Here is a 19354-nt window from a genome sequence, read left to right on the forward strand (position 1 = left end):
ACCCACCGTGCAGCCAACTGTCGTCCTTATTCATGGCTTTGCTGGATTTGCGGTGATGAACCGGCCCCTCGCTGCCATGCTTCGCAGCACCGGCTATCAGCCCGTCGATCTGAGTTACGACAGTTGGCGGCTGGACCTCGATGGCATCTGCAAACTACTCGGCCCACGCTTGGAAGAAATCGATACAGCGGGCAGCCCGGATCAGCCTCTCCACATCGTCTGCCATTCCATGGGCGGACTGGTCGCCCGCGCGCTCATCAAAGCGCGGCGCCCGGCACGGCTGGGCCGGGTCGTCATGTTGGGAACCCCTAATGCTGGCAGCGAAATAGCCGACACATTGCACCGTTATGCTCTGCTGCGTCCGATCCTCGGCAGGGCCGCCCCGGCTCTGGTCACGCAGCGCCCCGCAGAGATCACTGCAATGCTGGGTGACATTGATTATCCGCTAGGCATCATCGCCGGCGACCGCCCGATGATGCGCTATGGCGCGTCACGCCTTCTGCCCGGGCCGAGCGACGGCAAGGTCAGCGTGGCCTCGACCAGATTGAAGAACGCGACGGACCACATCGTCCTCCCGCTCTCCCATATGCTGCTACCCTATCACCCGGCAGCTCATGCCCAGATAAAGCATTTTCTGAGCGAAGGACGCTTCGCTCGTGAGGCAGGGCTTTGACGAAACCCTAAATTTCGTTCATGATACGTTCCAGTCACTGGGGAGACGATCATGAGCCAAATTCAATTCTACACCAACCCGATGTCGCGTGGGCAAATTGTCCGCTGGATGCTGGAAGAAGTCGGCGTCCCGTACGAAACCCACCTGCTCGACTACCAGACCGAGATGAAAGGCCCGGCCTATCTGGCCATCAATCCGATGGGAAAGGTGCCCGCCGTGGTGTACGAAGGAGCGGTCGTCACAGAATGCGCCGCGATTTGCGCCTGGCTGGCGGATCGCTTTCCCGAAGCAGCGCTGGCCCCACCCCTGCCCGATCGTGCCGATTATTATCGCTGGATGTTCTTTGCGGCGGGACCGCTAGAGGCGGCTGTGACGAACCGTGCACTGGGTTTCGTCGCTGAGCCTGGTCGGGAAAGGACTTTGGGCTATGGCAGCTTCGAGCAGACAATCGACACCTTGGAAAGCGCGCTCCGGGGGAAGACGTTTATTTGCGGAGAGATGTTCACGGCAGCCGATGTTTATGTCGGATCGCATATCGTCTGGGGGCTGCAGTTCGGCACCATCCCTTCCCGGCCGATTTTCTCGGACTATGTCGCGCGCCTTGAGAGCCGACCCGCCTATGTGCGCGCGAAGGAAATCGACAATGCGCTTATCGCGCAGGCGCAGTCGGGCAAAGCTTAGTCCAGACTCAGTTCCGGTGCACTCACTCGGGCTGGCCTAATAAGAAAAAGGGCCGGGAGGATGTCTCCCAGCCCTTCTTGTACAAGAAAAGAACCCGGCGAGATCAGTCGCGATTGCCGAGGAACTGCAGCAGGAACGTAAACATGTTCACGAAGTCCAGATACAGGCTCAGCGCGCCCATGATGACGGCCTTGCCCATCATGTCGGACCCGGCAACCTGGAAATACAGGCTCTTAAGGCGCTGCGTATCATAGGCAGTCAGGCCGGCAAAGATCAGGACACCAAGGATGCTGATGACCAGCTGAAGCGCCGTCGACTGCACGAAGATATTGATGACCATGGCGACGAGAATACCGACCACGCCCATGATCAGGAACGTGCCGAAACCGGAGAGGTCCTTCTTAGTCGTATAGCCGTACAGGCTCAGGCCCACGAAAGCCGCTGCCGTGGCGAAAAATGTCTGCGCAATCGAGACACCCGTGAACACCAGGAAGATCGACGACATGGAGAGGCCCATGACGACTGCAAATGCCCAATACAGCGCTTGCGCGGTGCTCGTCTGCAGCTTGTTGATGCCGAAGCTCAGCACCATCACGAAGGCCATCGGGGCCAGCATGATTACCCACCGCAGCGGGGTCACCAGCACCTGAGCTGCGAAGCCGGAGCTTGCAAACAACAGCGCAACGATACCCGTGACCAGCACGCCGCTGGCCATGTAATTGTAGATCGAGAGCATGTAGGAGCGCAGGCCTGCGTCATAAGCAACCTCGCTCGCATGCGTGGAAGCACCACCGTAGCCCGTAGCGGACGACCGGGGATCTGGCCAATTCGCCATTTTATCATCTCCTCTTTCCGGCAACAGCGCCGGACTATCAGCGCACAATATCGGGCTATGCCCTTAGATTTCAAGTGAAACCGGTCCGCGAGGCTTATCATGCCTGCTGTATCGCCCGCTCTCGATGCGCGCCCATAGACGCAAGCTGACAGCCCAACGCTCTTTCACACAAAAAAAGGGGCCGGATAAGCCGGCCCCTTCCTTGTTCGTCCCGCCGAAGCGGAAAGTTCTTAGTTGCCCGAACCCGGACCGTAGGTGATTTCCACGCGACGGTTCTGGAGTTCACGCACACCGTCGGCCGTGTCGACACGCGGACGCGTCTCACCGAAGGCCTGCGTCGAGATGACGCCGTCGGAGATGCCGCGCGAGGTGAGGTAGCCACGGACCGAAGCGTTACGACGCTCGGAAAGGCCCATGTTGTAGCGCGGCGAGCCCGAACGGTCAGCGTGACCAGCGAGCATGACCTGCGCACTACCGCAGTTCGCATAAGCCGAAACCGCGTTGTCGAGGATCGAGGCAGCATCCGGCGTAACGTCGGCGCTATCCCACTCGAAGAACACGATGTACGGCCCCGGCTGGCACTGCGCGACCGGCGGAGGCGGCGGAGGCGGAGGCGGCGGGGGAGGCGGCGGCGGGGGCGGCGGGGGAGGCGGCGGCGGAGCCGGCTCTTCACCACCGAAGTTGAACACCAGGCCAGCCAGGATGCTGTGGCTGCGAACCTCAGTTTCCAGCGGCGTGCCAGCGGTGTTGATCAGGTCGATGTTGCTGTGGTTGAAGAAGCGATACTTCAGCGACAGATCGACATTGTTGCTCACCGGATAACGGACGCCAGCGATTGCCTGCCAGGCGAAGCCCGTGTCGGAATCGCGCGTGTCGGGCAGCGAGATCTTGGACCGCGCAACGCCGACGCCGCCGCCGACGAAGCCCTGCAGGCCATCATCGGGACCGAAGTCGAGCATACCGTTCAGCATGATGCTGTCCACGCGAGCCTGGCCGCCGGGCAGAGCCGTCGTCAGGTTCGAGTAGGTGGTGTTCTTGTTCATCGCCTTCTTGTGCGAATATTCGGCTTCCAGGCGGAACGCGCCGAAGTCGTAACCCACATAACCCGCGGCGTCGTAACCGACCTTGTGCGGGGTGTTGGCCGTGACGCCAGTGGTCGCTGCCACACCGGCAACGGTGCCGGCGTCATACGTGGTGTCAGAGTCCTCGACGATGATCGCGCCAACGTCGCCGCCCAGATACCAGGCGCCGTCCTTGGCGAGCGATGGTGATGCCATCGCGGTCGAAGCGAGCGCTATGGCGAGGCCAAGCTTCCGCATATCATTCCCCTTTCAGGTTGATCGTAAAATGCTGCTCGACGTTTTTAGGAGTGCGCCGCAAAGGTTTCAAGCGCACAATCGCATGATGTTGCCTAAATGCCGCATTGTGGTCAGCTAATGTTGGCCCTGCAGGAAATATTGCCTGTCGCGTCCGCATGTTGGGAACCGACAACGTCTTTGTGCTTTATGCGTGGTTACGATGCGATGAGACCGTGCGCCCTCAGGGTATCAAGCACTGAAATGATCGCCTCTCTCGCCTGCGAATCGACGGGCGCCCCCCCGGATGGATTCGCGATTGCAGGCCGCCTGCTGCCAATCACTTTCTCGCCATCAACATAGAAACCGTCAGTCCGCAGACCTTCTTCCCGCCAGTCGCCGGCCTGGAATCTCACGCCACTTTGCGTATCCCGCTTCCAGCAATGCAAGCCCTCGAACGGCGCGAGGAAGCGCCATCCAGCCGCAGTCCACGCAGCAATCATCCGCTCGCGCCCTGCCCATTCGCCTGTCGCCCCACTCCCGACGAGCCAGCATGCACCCAGATCGGGCGCGGCGGGAGGCGCTGACAGGCTCGCGCTTTCCACCACTCGCCCGATTGCGATGTCGATGAGCGACAAGGCCTCATTATGGGTAAGTTCCTTTTGCGCCTGCCCAGCAGAGAGCAGCGGCAAGCCAAATCGATCGGTTTGAGCCATAGATCGTCGTCCTTCTGATGTGGGAAGTCGCGCGCGCAGACGCGGATAAGACAGGGCTAGGGAATGACGAGCGCTCGCCCCGCTCCCCAGCTTCCCATCTGCCTCACTTCGATCTGCACGCCAGCCGAGGCCGCGGTCGCGAGATCGGCCGCAACGTCACTCGCCGCGTAGACGCAGGACGGGAGCGTCGTTTCCCATCGCCGCAATGTCACTCCGTCTGCGACGACACTGACCGCATAAGCCTCCCGCTCCTCCCCGAGGGGCGCATCCACGCCGTCGATCCATGCCGAGCCAAGCCGGCTTCTGCGAACCCAACTGATCTCAACATCACCACCGGCCAAAGTCGTGCGCCGCCCATGCACCGGCGAAAGGGGCATCAATGCATGGCCCTCGATCAAAAGCCTGTCCTGCGCGGGTGTACCATCACCGCTGCCGATCGCCCTCAGAGTCAGCGTCGTTCCAACCGCGCTTTGCTCGACCGAGATCGGCGCCAGCCGCTCGGGGTCGATCAGCACGAACCGTTCGCCCGCATCGTGCCCAGTCATGGCCCATTCGGTGCCCATGCGCCCGCGAACGAGCCGTGACAGACGATAATGCCCCGGCGCGATGACGTCCGCCTGACCAAATTGCAGCGGTTCCTTTCCAATCTGGCAGATGTTCGCGCCGCCGAGCAGAAGATCGTCCCCCACCCCGGTCAACACATCACCGGGATCGTCGAGAATGATCTCAATGCTGCTGGAAAGGTCGATCCGCCACGGCGCGCCCGGAGGCAGCGCGCCACCAGTGCGGCCCATCACGGCGCGCGGCGCTGTGCTGCCAATGGGCTCGGCAATCTCCAGCACCGGATCATAGCGAAAGAGGGCCGCGCGCCGCCACCCGGCATTTGTACCGCACGCCGCTGCCGCAAGGACGGGGCTCGTGGAAATCGTAGTCCCGTCACCCGGCAACTCCACAATCGTCAGACTGGTCGGCCCCTGGACGAGGTCAGGCTGACGGACCGGCTCCCCGGAGGCCCCTGCGCCTGCGATGGCCCGCGTGCCGCTCTCAAAAGCCTGCAAGCTGAGCCTGACGGCCATGTCATCCCATTCCGTCGTCTCGACGAGCCACTGCCCCGGCTCGCCCGCGACCGTCACAAGATCGCCCGGACCAAGGTCCAGCGCGCTCCAACCAGTGCCGATATTGACGCTTCGGCGCCGCCGGAGCGCATTGCGCAACTTCCGGTCGGCCAGGCGCCGGGCATCGTCCGCGCCCATCGCGGCCGGCAAGTCGATTTCCTCGCTGCGCATCCCCGGCCCCGCCCGCAACGCGGTCTGCAAGCCAAGCTGATAGTCGCGAGCCGGGTCGTGGTGACGGATCGCCAGCCGGGCAGCCACCGTCTCGATCGGTGTGCGGACATATTGAGGCTCGGCTTGCTTCTCGCCGTCTATGCTGCGCACGGCGGCTGCCCGATCGATGGCTTGGCCCGTCACCATCCCACTGTTCAACGCAAGCGCCCCCTCGCGCTCTGTCCATCGCACGTCGTGGAGTGAGACGATGTCGCGCATCGCTTCCTCCACTGTCCCTTCCGCCGCGAAGCCCAGCAGACGCGCTGGATCGCCGTCTCCGGCATGACTGACGGTGCGCCCGGCAAGGTCGGAGGCAATCGCCGGCAGGGCCACTGGTTCGGCATCAGCGATCACTTCGAACGTCAGCGAGGGAATCCGGTTGCCGAAGTCCGCCAGCTGCAGCCCTTCGAACGCGACGTAAGCACAGCCGCGATAAGCAGGACATTGCGTCACGCCCACTGCGGACGCAACCAGCGGGTCCACCATCTGGTCCGGCCCGCCCAGATACAGCCGAAATGCCGTGAGCGGCGATTTGAAATCCCCCACTGCACCACGAAGCAGATTGCCGTCCGCCCAGATGCGCCCGATGCCGAGAATAGGCCGTGAGGAAAGCGCAACAGCCAGGCTCGCGGAATAACTGTAAGTCGTGACGCTTGGGCTGCCCTTGCCTCCACCGCTGGTCGATTTGCTCTCCTGAAGGTCCGTGGCCCAGATCACCGTCCCCGCGACACGGATCGTTCCGTGGATGCGCGGGATCGCCGCGCCGTAACGAGATGTCTGGACCTGAAGGTCGCTCAGCCGGGGCCCCGTCCGCCCGCCGGGTCGAAAAATCAGCGCGTCGACAGACCGCCCGGCGAGCGCGCCGACCGCGCCGCCAACCGCCGCGCCCACAGCGCCGAACGTTCCGCCAAGGGCACTGCCCACGGCGGTGAGAACCAATGTCGCCATGCGCTACTCCTGAAATTGCCACGCACCCAGCACCGGCCAGGGCGACGGCCCCGGCATCAGCACTACCTTGCCCAGTCCGGCATGAGCATGGACATGACCGCCCCGCGTCACGATCATCAGATGCAACTGCATCGGACCGCTATCGACCAGCAGCACGGCGCCTTCGCCCAGCTCCGGCGCCGGCGAGAGGCCGCATGCCGCGAGGTTCTGCACTGCCCTCGCCTGCCCCATCCCCCTCAGCTTATAGGTCGGGAGCGTGGGAACGCGGACTCCGGCCCGCCGCGCCGCCAGCGCAACCAAGCCCACACAGTCCACCCCCGTCTCTACGCTGCGCCCGTGCAGCCGAAAGCGCACACCGACCAAGGCCAAGCCCTCGGCCGCCATTCGTTCGCCCACGTCCATCACTCAGCTCCCCGGATAGCGCGTCAGCAGGTCCATGCCGGGCAGATGCGGCTCCCCGCGGAAATTGACAGCATTGCCGAACCGCCCCGCACAGGTCGCAAGGCGCTTGTCGCACCCCTGCGTCAACAGCGCGCGCGTGCCTGCTGCCACCGGAAACACCGGCGGTTCTGCCAAGAAAACGCCCCCCGCCTCCTGATCGACAATGGTCTGCAGGAGGCCGCAATTGGGCCCCTCCAGCCAGCGCAACGAGCCGAAGGGATACACCCCAGCCAGCAGGCCACCGCACGCAACGCGGTCATCCGCCACGGCACCAACCGCGACGATCTGCTGATGCCGTCGCAAATCGATCCGGCAATCCGCATCCCCCAGCGTCGCCCGGCAGGTGGCGCTGGTCACCGGCGCGACCGGTCGCTCAAGCGCCGAAGCAAGCGTGGACCGCAGGCTCACCGAATAAGCGCCGCCGCGCCGCTCGATGCTTCCCAGTTCGCCGCGCGCAAGTTCCAGCCAGAGCACCCCGGGTTCGGTCCATTCGGTGAGATGCAGGAGCAGTGTCGCGCCGTCCCAGCGCCCGGCATCGAGATCGACCTCGCTGATGGCCGCGCTGCTAATGGCGCCCTGCAAGTCCGTCAGGTCCGGGTCGCTGCCACCCTGCACGATGGCGCTCGGCGTGATCCCGGGTGCTGCCGCATAATGCAGGCCATGCGCCCGCAGGCCCCGATCATGGCTAGTCAGGCCGATGGTCACGCCATCCCGCCGCTCCAGTCGCCAGCAGAAAGCAAGCGCGCAGAGCGGCTTGCTCAGGATCGCTGCAGTGCTCACTCGCGCACCTCCAAGAGCGGGACGGACGGGACAATCGCCGCCGCAAACGTCTCTCGGTCGATGTCCAGCCGGTCTTCGGCGAAGCGCACGGGCACGTCGAAGACAAAGCCCGCCGTCACCACCGCGCCCTCGGACGGCGGGTCATCGAACGCGACCTCCCCCATACCTGGATGAGACCAGCCGGCAAACCGCTCCACCCCGTCCACCGCAACCCTGATGCTCCCTGCCATGGGCCGCGTGATCCGTCGTTGCTGGGGATCATCCACCCCGTAATTCTTGCGCAACTGGAAGCTCGTCGTCACGCCATCGCCCGTTCCGATCCACTGATCGAACGGCCCCGGCGCGACGCCGAACGGGCCGGACGTATGGTCGAACGGATCACGAAACCGAAACCCTCGCGCTGCACCGCGTCGAGCCCGAAAAAAGGCGATGAGCGTCGCGATATCCGCCTCGGATCGCACGCCCGGTCCCGCATCGAACTGCAGCCGCGCGTCGGCCCATTGCGTGCTGCGCTGCTCATGGCCGGACACGCTCTCCACGATCCGTGTCGAGAAAGCCGGTGCCACCTGCGCGCGATTGCCAATGTCGAGCGGAAAGGCGAGGTCGTCGAAATGCTGCACGTCCGCATCTCCTGAAAGCTGGAAATAGGTAAAGCCGTCCCGCGCGACCTGGGGTAGCGCCCAGATAAAGGTAGCGGCATGGCCGCGCGCCCGCGCACCATCTGCCGCTGTGGCAATGCGGTCCCAACCGGTCTGCATTGACTCATCGGTGGAGCCAGCCGGCAAAAATCCGGCGAAATAGTGCTGCGCGTCTGGCGGATAGCCCAGGCGCGCGTCCATCGCGGCGCGCCCTGCGGCTGAGCGGGCGGTTCGCCCCTCGGTCACCCAGTCATAATCTTCGATCTGCAACCGGTCGAAAGCCGGCGCGGCCCAGCCTGTCGGAACGTTCGCGCGTTTGAGCTCCGGCGCCTCAGGGTCCAGCACGCTCGGCAGATAGACAAGCAGAAGAAGCTCGGCGCCCGGCGTCTCCGCGCGCACGGCATCCGCCACGCCCGCCGTCGAAGCGGCCAGCAGAGCGCCAGCCGCATCCAGCAAAGCGATCTGCCCGCTGTCGAGCGTATCGCGAACCGTCGGAATTTCCACGGCGGCACTCCCGAACGCAGCGCGGGCAGCATCGTCATACAGGCAGGGTCGCCCATCCGACATCACCCACCACCAGGGCTCACCGATCTGGAAACGCACCGCTAGCCCGGCATCCCGCGCGATGCCCGCAAAGGCCCGCGCCACCGAACGCAAATAGTCGTTAGCCGCAGCATTGGCTGGCGAAAGCAGGGCGGAGGGCGGCGTCCACCCTGTCAGCGCGGGCGCTCCGTCCCACGCCCGCTGCTTCCACTCAGATGGGCAATAGGCATCGAACAACTCATAAGCGAGCGACAGGATCAGCCCAAACCCCAGCGCCTTGCAGCGCGCAGCGAAGTCCTCGTGCCAGCGCCGGCATGGCGTCGCCAGCGCACCGCCCGCCAGCGTCACGCGAAAATCGCTGCCATCAGGGGCGAGCCGCATATAGTGGCTCATCCCGACATAATGATTGATCGCGCCGCGATAGCCCAGCGCCAGCACCTGCCGCAGCAAGCGCTCAGGCGTCTGATTGTACGCATCATCATAGCCGCTGGCGATCGACAGCCCATGCTCCGGCAGCATCGGATCGCCCATGGCGATGATCGATCCTGCCCCCTCGCAAACCATCTCGCTGACCTCCACCCAGCCTTCGCGGGCGTCAGGAAAGGTCGTCTCTCCCTCGTCATAATCGGTCTGGACGATGGAGATGAACAGGCGGTCAATATCCCGCGCATCCACCGGGTCCGCATCGGCCGGCAAGGCAAAGCCACCGACCAACGCGCCGAAGTCGAGGGTGACGACCGCGTCCTCCGGACTGCCTTCCGCATAGTTCCAGAGCCGCACATACCAGGCCCGCGCATTGCCGGCCGCGTCCCGCCCCTCAAGCGTCAACGTCGGGCCCTGAATGGCATCGAGCGGCTTGACCCCAGCACTCCGCCAGCGGAACCGCAAGGTGCAGCCACGATAATCCCGTCGCGTCTCATAACGGAGCAGCGGATGGTCCCGTACATCAGCCGATTCCCAGATCAGCCCGGCAAGGTCGCCCGAGCCATGGAACACCGCATCGACGCGCAATCCATCATCCCCGACCGTCACGACGGAGGCCGTCATCGGCCGGGGGAAATTGACGGTCCAGAAAGGTGGCGAGAAGCGCTTGACGACGCTGCTCTCCTGATTGCGCCTCTCGGTCGCCAGCCAGTAGGCCATAAGGATTGTCCTCTGCCAATATTGAGCGCAGCCACTGGGACGGGCGTTCCCCCGGCACCCGTTTGTATCGAGCCCTTCGACCGCCCGCAGGCGGGCGCTCAGGGTAAACTTCAGCCTCTCGGCTCAAGTCGAGACACAGTCATGGACGCGAAAAACGCCTAATCCCCGAGCGCCCCACGCACCGCCCGCGCCACCTGACGCGCACTGCGCGCCAGCGCGCGCGGCGCGTCCTGCCCGCTGCCATTGACGGTGATCGAGACGCGCACGTCTCGTCCGCCCTGGCCACCGACGCCGGACACAATCTGGCCGCTGTTCGTCGGGACGAACACTTCCGGCCCGCGCTCGCCAACGAGATAGGCCCGCCCCGGCGCCACCGGGCCGCCCGTTGCCCGGCCGGGCAACCCAAGCGCACCGGTGAGGAGGCTCGTTCCCAACCCCAAAAGCCCGGAAGAGCCTCCGCCGCCGAGGATCGCCTCCAAGCCGTTACGAACCGCCGAACGGGCGATCTGGTCCATGACGGACAGCGCGATCTTGCCGAGATCTTCAAAGCCGATCCGCCCCGTCCGCACAGCACGCAGCAGCCCCGCCTCGATGGTGCGGCTCGCTCGTTCCGCGCCTGCGCTCAGTCAATCCAGCTCGTCCCGCAGACCGCTGGCATCTTCGCGCAAGCGGGCCATGTCGCTGCCCATCGGCGCGAACAGGCTTTGCATATCCTCATCCATCGGGATGCCTTTCCATCATCTTGGCCAGTCCAGATCGGTCGAACGGCGCGACCTGGGGGCCGCCCAGATCGCGCAACACCGCCAAGGCGTCGGCCAGCTCGGCCGGTGTGGCCCGCCAGAACTCGTCGGGGCGCCAGCCGAGCAACAGCCCGGCCTGCCCGGCCAGGGTGCGCGCGACCTCCGCAAAGCAGGCCGACGTCATGCCCCGCCAGCCACGACCTGCCGCATGATTGCCCGAAGCGCCGGCAAGGCCACGCCCACCCCTTGCGCGATCAGCGCGTCGCCCAGATCGGCTCGGGCCATCGCCTCGGGTCGATCCGCAAGGCAGTGCCACAACAGAGCTTCCATCTCGGCGAGGCCGAGCCGCCCGTCCGCCGCGCGCTCGACCAGCGCAAGCAACGGCCCGGTCTCGCGCTCGGCAGCGACCAACGCCGCAAAGCTCGGGCGCACCGTCAGGCCGTGCTCGCCGACCATCAGCGCGGCTTCCCCGCGCGCCTCATTCGCGACCGCCCCGCTCATAGTGCGCTCACGGCGCCTGAGCTTTCCAGCGCGAGCGTATAGGTGCGCTCGCCATTATAGTCGCCGGCATAGTCCAGCCGCGTGACCAGAAACCGCCCACGCAGCTTCTCGCCACTCTCGAAGCTCAGTTCATAATCGTCGATGGCACCGGCCAGCGCATGATTGCGCAGCCGGGTTTCCGCCGCCGATCCGGTAAAGATGCCGGAGCCTGACACACTCACGGAGCGCACCCCCGCGCCCGGCAGAAGGTCGCGCCAGCCGCCGGAATCCTTGGAGGTGACATTCACCGCCTCACCATTGACGGAAAGCTGCGTAGCGCGCAGCCCCGCCACCGTCGCATAGCTCACCGGCGAACTTCCGTTGCCGATCTTGAGCAGAAACGCGCTGCCCTTCTCCACTGCCATCGCCTTGATCCTTTCTGTATCCGCATCCCCGCTCGCACCGAGCGAAGGCGAGATGCGGGCTTCAATTCAGCCGCGCCGCCCGCACGGCATAGTCGGCGCTCGCTCGCCACTCGGTGCGGCTGCGCAGGATGCGTGATCTCTCGAACCGCAAGCTGGTGATCCGCCAGTCGCCCAGATCGCCATCGACCCCCGCGAGCACGGCATCCACGCGCGCAAGCACGGCGGTCACCCGCGCCAGATCATCGCCACGAACGACCAGCTGGATGGGCAAGCGGAGCGCCAGACCCGTCACATCCCGCGCGCCCCAGCCGGTCGACACCGTCTCGCCGACCAGAAGCCAGGGCGGGCTTGCCTTGATCGGCTCGCCATTGCTCACGAGGTTGACCAGCGCCATCAGGTCCGCATCGTTGCGGAGCGCGGCGATCACCGCCCCCCTCACTGCCATCTCGCCGCTCATGCGAGGTGCACCTGACGCCAGGGTCGCAACAGGGCGACGACCGATGCCGGCAGGTCTCCCTCCAGCCCGTCGCGTCGCGCATACCACTCGCCCGCCAGCCGAACGACGGCGTGCTGAAGCGCATCGGGCACATTGTCCGTGGCAAGGGCAAGCCCGGCACGATAGGTCACGCGAACCCGCCCGGCCGATCCCGGATTGAGGATGCGCACCCACCCCGCCCCCTGCCCATCGATATCGATGGCATAGGCCGTAACCGGCAGGACGAACGCCGCGCCATCCGCCGGCAGTCCTTCAATGCTGCTGATCGCGCTGACCGGCGCCATCGTCAGCCGACCCCATGCGCCGCTGGCGCCGCGCACTTCGGTCACAGCTCTCTCGATCAGCATCTGGCCGAGATATTGCTCGGCCGCCTCGCTCGCCGCGCACAGCAGATCGGTGAGCGCAGCATCATCGTCGCTAAGGCTGATGCCCAGATACTGCTTCAGGTCTTCGAGCGGCACCGCGAGCGGCCCGCCCTTCTCGATTGTCACGGTCATGATCGCAGCCATCCTTCAAGCATGAGAAAAAGGCGCCATGCCGGCGGGGAGAGACCGGCATGGCGCCCCTCATTGGTTCGCCGATCAGGGCCTCGTTAGGAGGCGGCGAACTTCATGAGCTTGATGGCCTCGCTGTTGGCGACCGCGCCGCCGATCCGCTTCACTGCGTAGAAGTGGACGAACGGCTTGTTGGTGAAGGGATCGCGCAGGATGCTCGTCTCGCTGCGCTCGGCGATCACATAGCCATTGGCGAAGTTGCCGAAGGCGATGGAAAGGCTGTTGGCGGCGATGTCGGGCATGTCCTCGGCCTCGATCACCGGATACCCAAGCAGCGTCGCAGGCTGGCCCGCGATCATGCTCGGCTGCCACAGGAACGCGCCGTCACTGGTCTTGAACTTGCGGATCGTCGCCAGCGTCGCGGCATTCATCACGAATACCGCACCCTGCCGATAGGGCGCCCGTAGCGACTGGACGAGGTCGATCAGCCGATCCTGCGGATTGCTGGCACTAAAGCCGCCCGCTGCGCCCGATGCGACATATTGCAGCGACCCGAACGGGCGGACGCTGTCCGCCTGATTGGTGGTGGCATAGGTCAGGAAGCCCTTGGGCTTGCTCGTCCCGTCGCCATTGACGAATGCCGCGCCTTCGGCTCGTCCAAACTCGCGGGCGATTTCCTCGGCGAGCCAGCTCTCCACATCGAACTGGGCATCGTCCAGCATCGCCTGGCTGGCCGACGGATTGGCGTAAAGGTCGCCGGAGGGCGGCGCGATTTCCTGGAAGGTGGGGGTCGCCGTCTCGGGCCGCGCTGCCGTCTCGGCCGCCCAGCCGGATACGACACCGCCGGTCGTCACAAGCTTGCGGTATCCCGCCGACCCCGTACGCACCACATTGGCCACCGCGCGGATCGGGGAAATCGACTTGAGCGCCGCGTCGATCATCTGGTCGATCTCGCGCGGCACCGCATAGCCACCGCTGCCGCCGCTCGCGCCCGAGAAGCTCTTCAGCTCCACGCCGGCCTCGATGCCGCGCCGCAGATAGCGGTCGGTAAAGGCCGCGCGCGCCGGGTCGACATCGCTGCCCTTGGCGCCATCCAGCGGCGGCCGACCGGCCAGCGCCATCGCCCGCTCGGCCTGCTTGCGCAGCGCTTCGTCAAAGGCGTCCATCCGGGCTTCCATGCCCGTCAGCCGGTCTGCCTGCAGGATCGCGTCGAAGCTCTCCTCAAGGCTTTTGGTTTCCACGTCCTGCATTGCGTCATTCTCCTGCGGTCAAAAACAAAAAAGGGGCCGCAGTCGGCCCCTCGAACATCCAGAAAATCGGCGCGCGCTGTCAGCCAGCCTCCACCGCGTGAACCCGCGCCAGCGGCTGCATCGGGTGAGTCACCAGGCTCACCTCGACCAGATCGAGTGCATCGAGCCGGCGGGGCTGATGACCCTGCGCCGACACCACGCGATAGCCGAAGGACAATCCCTCAATCCGGCGATCGCGCAGCAGCGCCTTCGCCTGTTCCGCTGTCGGCCCGGCCGCACTAATCGTGCCGATCACCCGCAACCCGCGTGCATCCTCCGCGACATGATCGATCCGCCCGATCACCGCGCCCGCGCGATGCTGCCAGAGCAGCGGCAGCGCTGTCGCCGCACGGCGCGAGAGGCTGGCCGAGAAGGCGCCCGGCGCGATGACATCGCCGCCCTGATCAATCTTGTCGAAGATCGCCGCATAACCTGCGAACCGCACGGTCCCGGCGCTCATGCGCGCGTGGCGTCCAGCCCCAGCATCGCGCGCTTTTCCTCAGTCGAAAGGAAATCTGCCCTCTCGATCCGGTCCCACAGCAGCATCCTGTCCTCGGCGAGCGCGGGCAAGCGGTTGAGATCGACCTCCAGCACCAGTTCGGGCCAGAAGTCGCGCAGCCCCTGCCCGAGCGCGCCAAGCAGTTTGGCCAGCAGCGGCAGGACGCTTTGCCGCCACAGCGCCTTATTGGCCTCCCGATAATTCGAGTAGGTGCTGTCCCCCGGCATCCCAATCAGCACGGGAGGCACACCGAAGGCGAGCGCGATGTCCCGCGCCGCCGCTGCCTTTAGCGCCACGAAATCCATGTCGTGCGGGGAAAGGCTCATCGACTGCCAGTTCAGCCCGCCCTCCAGCAGCATCGGCCGCCCCGCATTGTCCGCACCCTGAAATGCGCCTTCCAGTTCGGCCTTCAACCGGGCGAACTGCTCGGGCGCGAGCACGCTGCCATCGCCCGGCGCATAAATGAGGGCGCCGGATGGCCGCGCCGCATTGTCGAGAAGCGCCTTGTTCCACTGCGTCGCCGCATTGTGGATCGCCACCGCACCCGCTGCAGCGCCCAGGCAGCCTAGCCCATAATGATCGTCTGCGGGGTTGATCGCTTTGACGTGGATGACCGCGGTCCGCCCCGCCGCATCCTCGCTGGCATAGCGCATCTCGCTATCGCCCGCCCGGTAACGATAGCCCACAGGCCAACCGGCACGATCCTGCTCGATTGTCACCCGTTCGGGGCGCAGGGCATAGAGGGTCGCGGGCAGACCATCGGCGCCATGGCCAATCTGTGCGTAACCATTGCCATGCAGCAGCACATGCGCGGCGAGCATCTCGATGAGACTTTGCCCCGCCACGCGCCGCTGCACGAGCGCCAGAGCCGCTTGCGCATCCCCCTCCTTGGCAGCCAACGCGTGCAACGCCGCGCTTCCCGCCGCCTCTGCCACCAGCCGCACCGCACGCTGCGCCACCGGGTTGGCAATCACTGCCGCCTTGAGCTGCACCTCATAACTTTGCGGCCAGTCGCCCGCTCCTGCCCAGCCAAGCCCCAGCCAGGCGCGCGCCAGCGGCGGCCGCGCCGGTGTCGACGCGGCTTTTCGTCCAAACCATTTCACCTGATCGTCTCCTCGCTTGCGCACGAAAAAGCCGCCAGCGTCGGGGCTGGCGGCTGCAAGATTCACTTATCGGTCGCGACGGTCGATGCGCGGCAACGCCCCCGATCGCGCAGGAATGGATCAGGCCGCGATCAAGCCCGACCCCACACCTTTGACGGCGGCAGACGTCCGGTCAGACACCTCCAGTTTCTCGTAAATCCGCCGCATATAGGTATCGACCGTTCCCGGCGATATCTGGAGGATGTCGGCAATCACCGTGTTGCTCTTGCCGCGCGCCACCCAATGCAGGATCTCCTTTTCCCGCGCAGAGAGTTGCCGTTCCCGCCCCGTTTCCTCCGCAAAAAGGCCGCAGATCCGCAAATGCGCCGCTTGCGCCGCAAAATGCAACTGGGTCATCCGCTCTTCGCTCAGGTCCGCACCCCGCGCGATTCTCCCAAGGCCAACAACACCATTGCGATTACCGGGCCCATAGCAGGGCAAGGAGAAGCCATCGGTGAAATCAATTTGCCGCATGGCCTCCAGAAACTGGCGCTCCTCTACCGTGAGTTCGGTATTCCCCCATACCTCATGCCACCGGATGGGTACGCCTGCTGCAAGCGCCGCGCGCGGCACGATATCCAGCCGCTGGAAATCGAACGAGCAATAGAGCGCCACCTCCTTCTTGGAGAAGCCATGTTGCAGCGGCAGGGTCGCCGGCATGTTGGTGCCGATTTTCACCCAATAATAGCTGACCGCGCCGAAACCGTTGCGCGCATAATAACGCGTCATCCCGCGCCACAGCAGCGGGAGGCTGGATGCCTCGGCAATCTTCTCCAAAATGTCGTTCACCCGTGGAAGCTCCTGGGGACAGCTTCATGGGACGATCATGCTGTGCCTGCTTGCAACCAATAGCAAGCACTTCCGTATCGTTCCCGAAACGGGGTGAAGCGACAAGCTAGAGTGATCGCACCCGCGCCTGCAGATTGGCCTTCAAAAGCAGTTCGGTCAGGCACCAGACAAGGGCATCCGCACGGTCAGGCGATCGCCCCGGCCCCTCGTAACGCCCATTGATCAACAAGCCGCACAACTGGTCCTCCAGTATCGCAAAGGGTCGGGCATGGCGGACCCGACCAGCCTCATAGGCGGCGGCAATCGGCTCGGCTCGCGCCACTTTGCCCTGCGCCGCGTGAACGAGGCGGACCGGCAGGGCCATGTCGGCTCCGCGCAGCACGGTACGCACCATCTCGCCGCCATTATTCGCTTCCGCCACGATGCGGTCTGCCGCCCAGCGCTCCGCGGCGTGCGCTACAGCCTGTGCCCAGCGTTGCGGGCTCGCCTGCTCGACGCTCGCATCCTCCAGCACGATTGCCTCGCCGGCCTGATCGATTCCTGCGACAATGATCCCGCAGGCGTCGCCTCCCGCGCTCGCTGGCGGATCGACGCCCACCGCGACACGCGCCAACTCTGCACGCTCAGGCACAAGGCCGGCTAAACGGCACGTCTCAATGAGCGCCCGCGTCCACAGCGCGCCTTCGTGATCAAGCAACAATTCCCCGTCCAGTTCCTGTCGCCCCAGCCGCGTGCCGCCGAAATTGCGTTCCATCTCCGCGAGGAAGCTCTGCGGAAGCGCACCTCGATTGTCCTGCGTGCTGCCCCGCGTCACCACCACGCGCGGATCGGCTGCCAGACGTCGGACCAGTGGCACGGCGCGCGGCGTGGTGGTCGCGACAATGGCCGGTCGATTGCCCAGACGCAGCCCCATCGCCAGATTGTCCCACGCCGCTTCTCCGCGCGGCCACTTCCCGATCTCGTCCGCCCAGGCATGGCTGTGCTGCGGTCCGCGCAACGTTTCCGGGTCCGCAGCGCCGTAGAGCATGGCGCACGCCCCACCCGGCCAGCGCAACTGGCGCTTGGCAGGAAACCATTTCGGTTCAATGCCCTGCGTCGCGATGGCAAGCAGCCCGCTCTCACCTTCCACCATCACAGCTCGCGCTTCATGCAGGCTCGCCCCAACCAAAGCGATCCGCGCGGTGGGATCGCCCTCGGCCACCCTTCGTACCCATTCGGCACCAGCCCGCGTCTTACCGAAGCCCCGCCCCGCCATGATCATCCAGGTGAACCAGTCGCCCGGCGGCGGCAATTGCGCAGGCCGCGCCCGAAAGCGCCAAGCCTGCATCAAGCGCCGCCGTTGCAAGAGTGACAGGTTCCGCAAGAATTGCTGCCGCAGCGTGGGCGCCAGCCTGGCCAGGCGATCGATCATCGACAGCCTGTCATCATTCACCTGCCGGCTCCCCGGCATTCTCCTCTATATCGTCCTCCGCGAGGAACCGCTCGCAAATGGCCTCCAGTTCGGCATCCAGCGCGTCCACATCTTCCGGGTCATCGCCAGCGCCACTTGCCGCTTCGGTTTCGCGCCGCCAGGATTCCACCTCCTGCCGATGGGCTGTCAGCAATCGCACGGCCACCGTCAGCGGATAGCTGTGGATGGTCCGCACCTGCTTGACCGCCTTGGTTTCGCCATCGATAACCGTTTCGGTTCGCATCGTCCCGTCGATCGATTGGCGCATAAGATGCAATTCGAGGTCGGAATAGCCCTGCTCCAGAGCCTCCTTCCAGGCTCGGGCGAATTCGGGGTCACGCCCCTTGAGCGCATAGGCCGTGCATCGATGCATTGAGGCCGCCTGCGCCGCTGCACTGACATTGGATGTCTCGGCGAGCACCGCAAGAAACTGGCGGCGGCGCTGGATCGTCCAGCGCGGGCGCCGGGGACGCGACATGTGCGGTCGCGGCGCGCCGATCGGGCGTTGCGTCATGAACACCATCCTGTTGAGAGAGGTCTTCGCAATGTGCCGCATGACGAGGTGGCCGGCTCTGTCAGAGCGGCCCGCTCGAGCGATTCGAATTGCGATGATGCCTTCTTTTAACCAGAGAGCGTCACGATGTCAACAATAAATAACCTAAATGGTCATTTTTACTTCCGGCGATACCGGAAGTACCAGACCTCATGCCCTTGCCTGCGAGCCTTGGCCTCATAGCGGGTTTCGGGCCAGCCGCCCGGACGGTTGAGGAAATCGCGCGGGCTATCGCACAGCCAGTCGAAGTCCTCGCGGTCCCGCATCACCATCAGCGCCCAGCGCAGGTAGATCGGATGATCGGTCCCGAACCGGAACTCGCCGCCCGGTTTCAGCTTGGCGGCGATCATGTCGACCGGCCCCTTGTTCATCATCCGCCGCTTGGCATGGCGCGCCTTTGGCCATGGGTCCGGGTGGAGCAGATACACGAAGCTGAGCGCCCCATCGGGGATGCGCGCCAGCACTTCGAGGGCATTGCCCATATGCAGCCGGACATTGCCGAGATGCTGGTCCCGCACATGCCCCAGCGCGCCGACGACGCCGTTGAGGAAGGGCTCGCAGCCGATGAAGCCATGGTCCGGCAGCATATCGGCGCGGTAGGCCAGATGCTCGCCGCTGCCGAAACCGATCTCGAAGTGCAGCGGTCGCTCACCAAAGGCGGTCGGGCCGAACAAGCGCTCGGCGGTGATCTCGCCCTCCTCGGGCACGCTGATCGCCGGCAGCAGCTCATCGACAAGGGCCTGCTGCCCCTGCCGCAGCTTATGGCCGGATTGGCGGCCATAGAGCCGGTTGAGCGTGGTGGGATCGCCTGATTTGTGCGCAGTCATGCGCGTGCGCCTAGATCATTTTGTCGCTGGAGGAAACGGGGGACGGCGCGCCCCGTGCCTGCTTTCATCCGCCCGCGCAGCACCCACAAAAAACGGCGCGAAGCAAGCCTCGCGCCGTTCCCTATCTCTTAGAACGCAAAGGAGCGCCCTGG

General features: G+C 65.1%; 22 protein-coding genes. 2 read left to right on the top strand and 20 right to left on the bottom strand.

The window, feature by feature from the left end; all coding sequences use genetic code 11:
- Window positions 1-55: 55 nt before the first annotated feature.
- Both M2332_RS06305 and M2332_RS06310 read left to right on the top strand, forming a co-directional pair.
- Window positions 56-673 carry a lipase family alpha/beta hydrolase gene (locus tag M2332_RS06305; RefSeq protein ID WP_413715943.1) on the top strand — a complete coding sequence of 206 codons (618 nt, stop codon included), beginning with the start codon at window positions 56-58 and terminating at the stop codon, window positions 671-673.
- Between the two features lie 51 nt (window positions 674-724).
- Window positions 725-1354 carry a glutathione S-transferase family protein gene (locus tag M2332_RS06310; protein ID WP_264571053.1) on the top strand — a complete coding sequence of 210 codons (630 nt, stop codon included), beginning with the start codon at window positions 725-727 and terminating at the stop codon, window positions 1352-1354.
- A gap of 103 nt (window positions 1355-1457) precedes the next feature.
- Here M2332_RS06310 and M2332_RS06315 read toward each other — a convergent pair whose 3' ends face one another.
- The 20 genes from M2332_RS06315 to trmB form a co-directional block, all read right to left on the bottom strand.
- Window positions 1458-2189 carry a Bax inhibitor-1/YccA family protein gene (locus M2332_RS06315; RefSeq protein ID WP_264571054.1) on the bottom strand — a complete coding sequence of 244 codons (732 nt, stop codon included), beginning with the start codon at window positions 2187-2189 and terminating at the stop codon, window positions 1458-1460.
- A 230-nt stretch (window positions 2190-2419) separates the two neighbouring features.
- The gene (locus M2332_RS06320) at window positions 2420-3508 is read right to left on the bottom strand and encodes an OmpA family protein (RefSeq protein WP_264573383.1); all 1089 of its coding nucleotides are present in this window, start codon (window positions 3506-3508) and stop codon (window positions 2420-2422) included.
- A gap of 194 nt (window positions 3509-3702) precedes the next feature.
- Window positions 3703-4200 (bottom strand): DUF2793 domain-containing protein, encoded by a 498-nt coding sequence (locus M2332_RS06325; RefSeq protein WP_264573384.1) that lies wholly within the window; start codon window positions 4198-4200, stop codon window positions 3703-3705.
- 56 nt (window positions 4201-4256) lie between these two features.
- Window positions 4257-6473, bottom strand: coding sequence for a phage tail protein (locus M2332_RS06330; protein WP_264573385.1), 2217 nt, complete (start codon window positions 6471-6473; stop codon window positions 4257-4259).
- Between the two features lie 3 nt (window positions 6474-6476).
- Window positions 6477-6875, bottom strand: coding sequence for a peptidoglycan endopeptidase (locus M2332_RS06335; protein WP_264573386.1), 399 nt, complete (start codon window positions 6873-6875; stop codon window positions 6477-6479).
- A 3-nt stretch (window positions 6876-6878) separates the two neighbouring features.
- Window positions 6879-7694, bottom strand: coding sequence for a DUF2163 domain-containing protein (locus M2332_RS06340; RefSeq protein ID WP_264573387.1), 816 nt, complete (start codon window positions 7692-7694; stop codon window positions 6879-6881).
- Window positions 7691-10018 carry a DUF2460 domain-containing protein gene (locus tag M2332_RS06345; RefSeq protein WP_264573388.1) on the bottom strand — a complete coding sequence of 776 codons (2328 nt, stop codon included), beginning with the start codon at window positions 10016-10018 and terminating at the stop codon, window positions 7691-7693. Before M2332_RS06345 ends, M2332_RS06340 begins: the two co-directional genes overlap by 4 nt.
- A 158-nt stretch (window positions 10019-10176) precedes the next feature.
- On the bottom strand, window positions 10177-10587 hold the full coding sequence (locus M2332_RS06350; protein ID WP_413715944.1) for a tail tape measure protein: 411 nt from the start codon (window positions 10585-10587) through the stop codon (window positions 10177-10179).
- Between the two features lie 145 nt (window positions 10588-10732).
- The gene (locus M2332_RS06355) at window positions 10733-10942 is read right to left on the bottom strand and encodes a phage tail assembly chaperone (RefSeq protein ID WP_264573389.1); all 210 of its coding nucleotides are present in this window, start codon (window positions 10940-10942) and stop codon (window positions 10733-10735) included.
- On the bottom strand, window positions 10939-11259 hold the full coding sequence (locus M2332_RS06360) for a gene transfer agent family protein (protein ID WP_264573390.1): 321 nt from the start codon (window positions 11257-11259) through the stop codon (window positions 10939-10941). Before M2332_RS06360 ends, M2332_RS06355 begins: the two co-directional genes overlap by 4 nt.
- A complete protein-coding gene (locus M2332_RS06365) occupies window positions 11256-11663 on the bottom strand; it encodes a phage major tail protein, TP901-1 family (protein ID WP_264573391.1) in 408 nt (135 codons plus the stop codon). The genes M2332_RS06360 and M2332_RS06365 overlap by 4 nt, the downstream gene beginning before the upstream one ends.
- Before the next feature lie 61 nt (window positions 11664-11724).
- Window positions 11725-12108 (bottom strand): DUF3168 domain-containing protein, encoded by a 384-nt coding sequence (locus tag M2332_RS06370; protein WP_264573392.1) that lies wholly within the window; start codon window positions 12106-12108, stop codon window positions 11725-11727.
- A gap of 8 nt (window positions 12109-12116) precedes the next feature.
- Window positions 12117-12656 (bottom strand): head-tail connector protein, encoded by a 540-nt coding sequence (locus M2332_RS06375; protein ID WP_264573393.1) that lies wholly within the window; start codon window positions 12654-12656, stop codon window positions 12117-12119.
- Window positions 12657-12751: 95 nt separating this feature from the next.
- Window positions 12752-13903, bottom strand: coding sequence for a phage major capsid protein (locus tag M2332_RS06380; protein WP_264573394.1), 1152 nt, complete (start codon window positions 13901-13903; stop codon window positions 12752-12754).
- Between the two features lie 79 nt (window positions 13904-13982).
- The gene (locus M2332_RS06385) at window positions 13983-14402 is read right to left on the bottom strand and encodes an HK97 family phage prohead protease (protein WP_264573395.1); all 420 of its coding nucleotides are present in this window, start codon (window positions 14400-14402) and stop codon (window positions 13983-13985) included.
- Window positions 14399-15544: a phage portal protein gene (locus M2332_RS06390; RefSeq protein WP_264574914.1), complete on the bottom strand. Its 1146-nt coding sequence runs from the start codon at window positions 15542-15544 to the stop codon at window positions 14399-14401. Before M2332_RS06390 ends, M2332_RS06385 begins: the two co-directional genes overlap by 4 nt.
- Window positions 15545-15664: 120 nt before the next feature.
- The gene (locus tag M2332_RS06395; protein WP_264573396.1) at window positions 15665-16372 is read right to left on the bottom strand and encodes a helix-turn-helix transcriptional regulator; all 708 of its coding nucleotides are present in this window, start codon (window positions 16370-16372) and stop codon (window positions 15665-15667) included.
- A gap of 106 nt (window positions 16373-16478) precedes the next feature.
- Window positions 16479-17783, bottom strand: a complete 1305-nt coding sequence (locus M2332_RS06400; RefSeq protein ID WP_413715980.1) for a DNA-packaging protein — start codon at window positions 17781-17783, stop codon at window positions 16479-16481.
- Between the two features lie 13 nt (window positions 17784-17796).
- Entirely contained in the window at window positions 17797-18336 is a 540-nt protein-coding gene (locus M2332_RS06405) for a hypothetical protein (protein ID WP_264573398.1), read from the bottom strand.
- A 158-nt stretch (window positions 18337-18494) separates the two neighbouring features.
- The gene (gene trmB / locus M2332_RS06410; protein WP_181560376.1) at window positions 18495-19202 is read right to left on the bottom strand and encodes a tRNA (guanine(46)-N(7))-methyltransferase TrmB; all 708 of its coding nucleotides are present in this window, start codon (window positions 19200-19202) and stop codon (window positions 18495-18497) included.
- Window positions 19203-19354: the final 152 nt, after the last annotated feature.

Origin of the sequence: Sphingobium sp. B11D3A (genome assembly GCF_025961695.1) — a bacterium.
Lineage (GTDB): Bacteria > Pseudomonadota > Alphaproteobacteria > Sphingomonadales > Sphingomonadaceae > Sphingobium.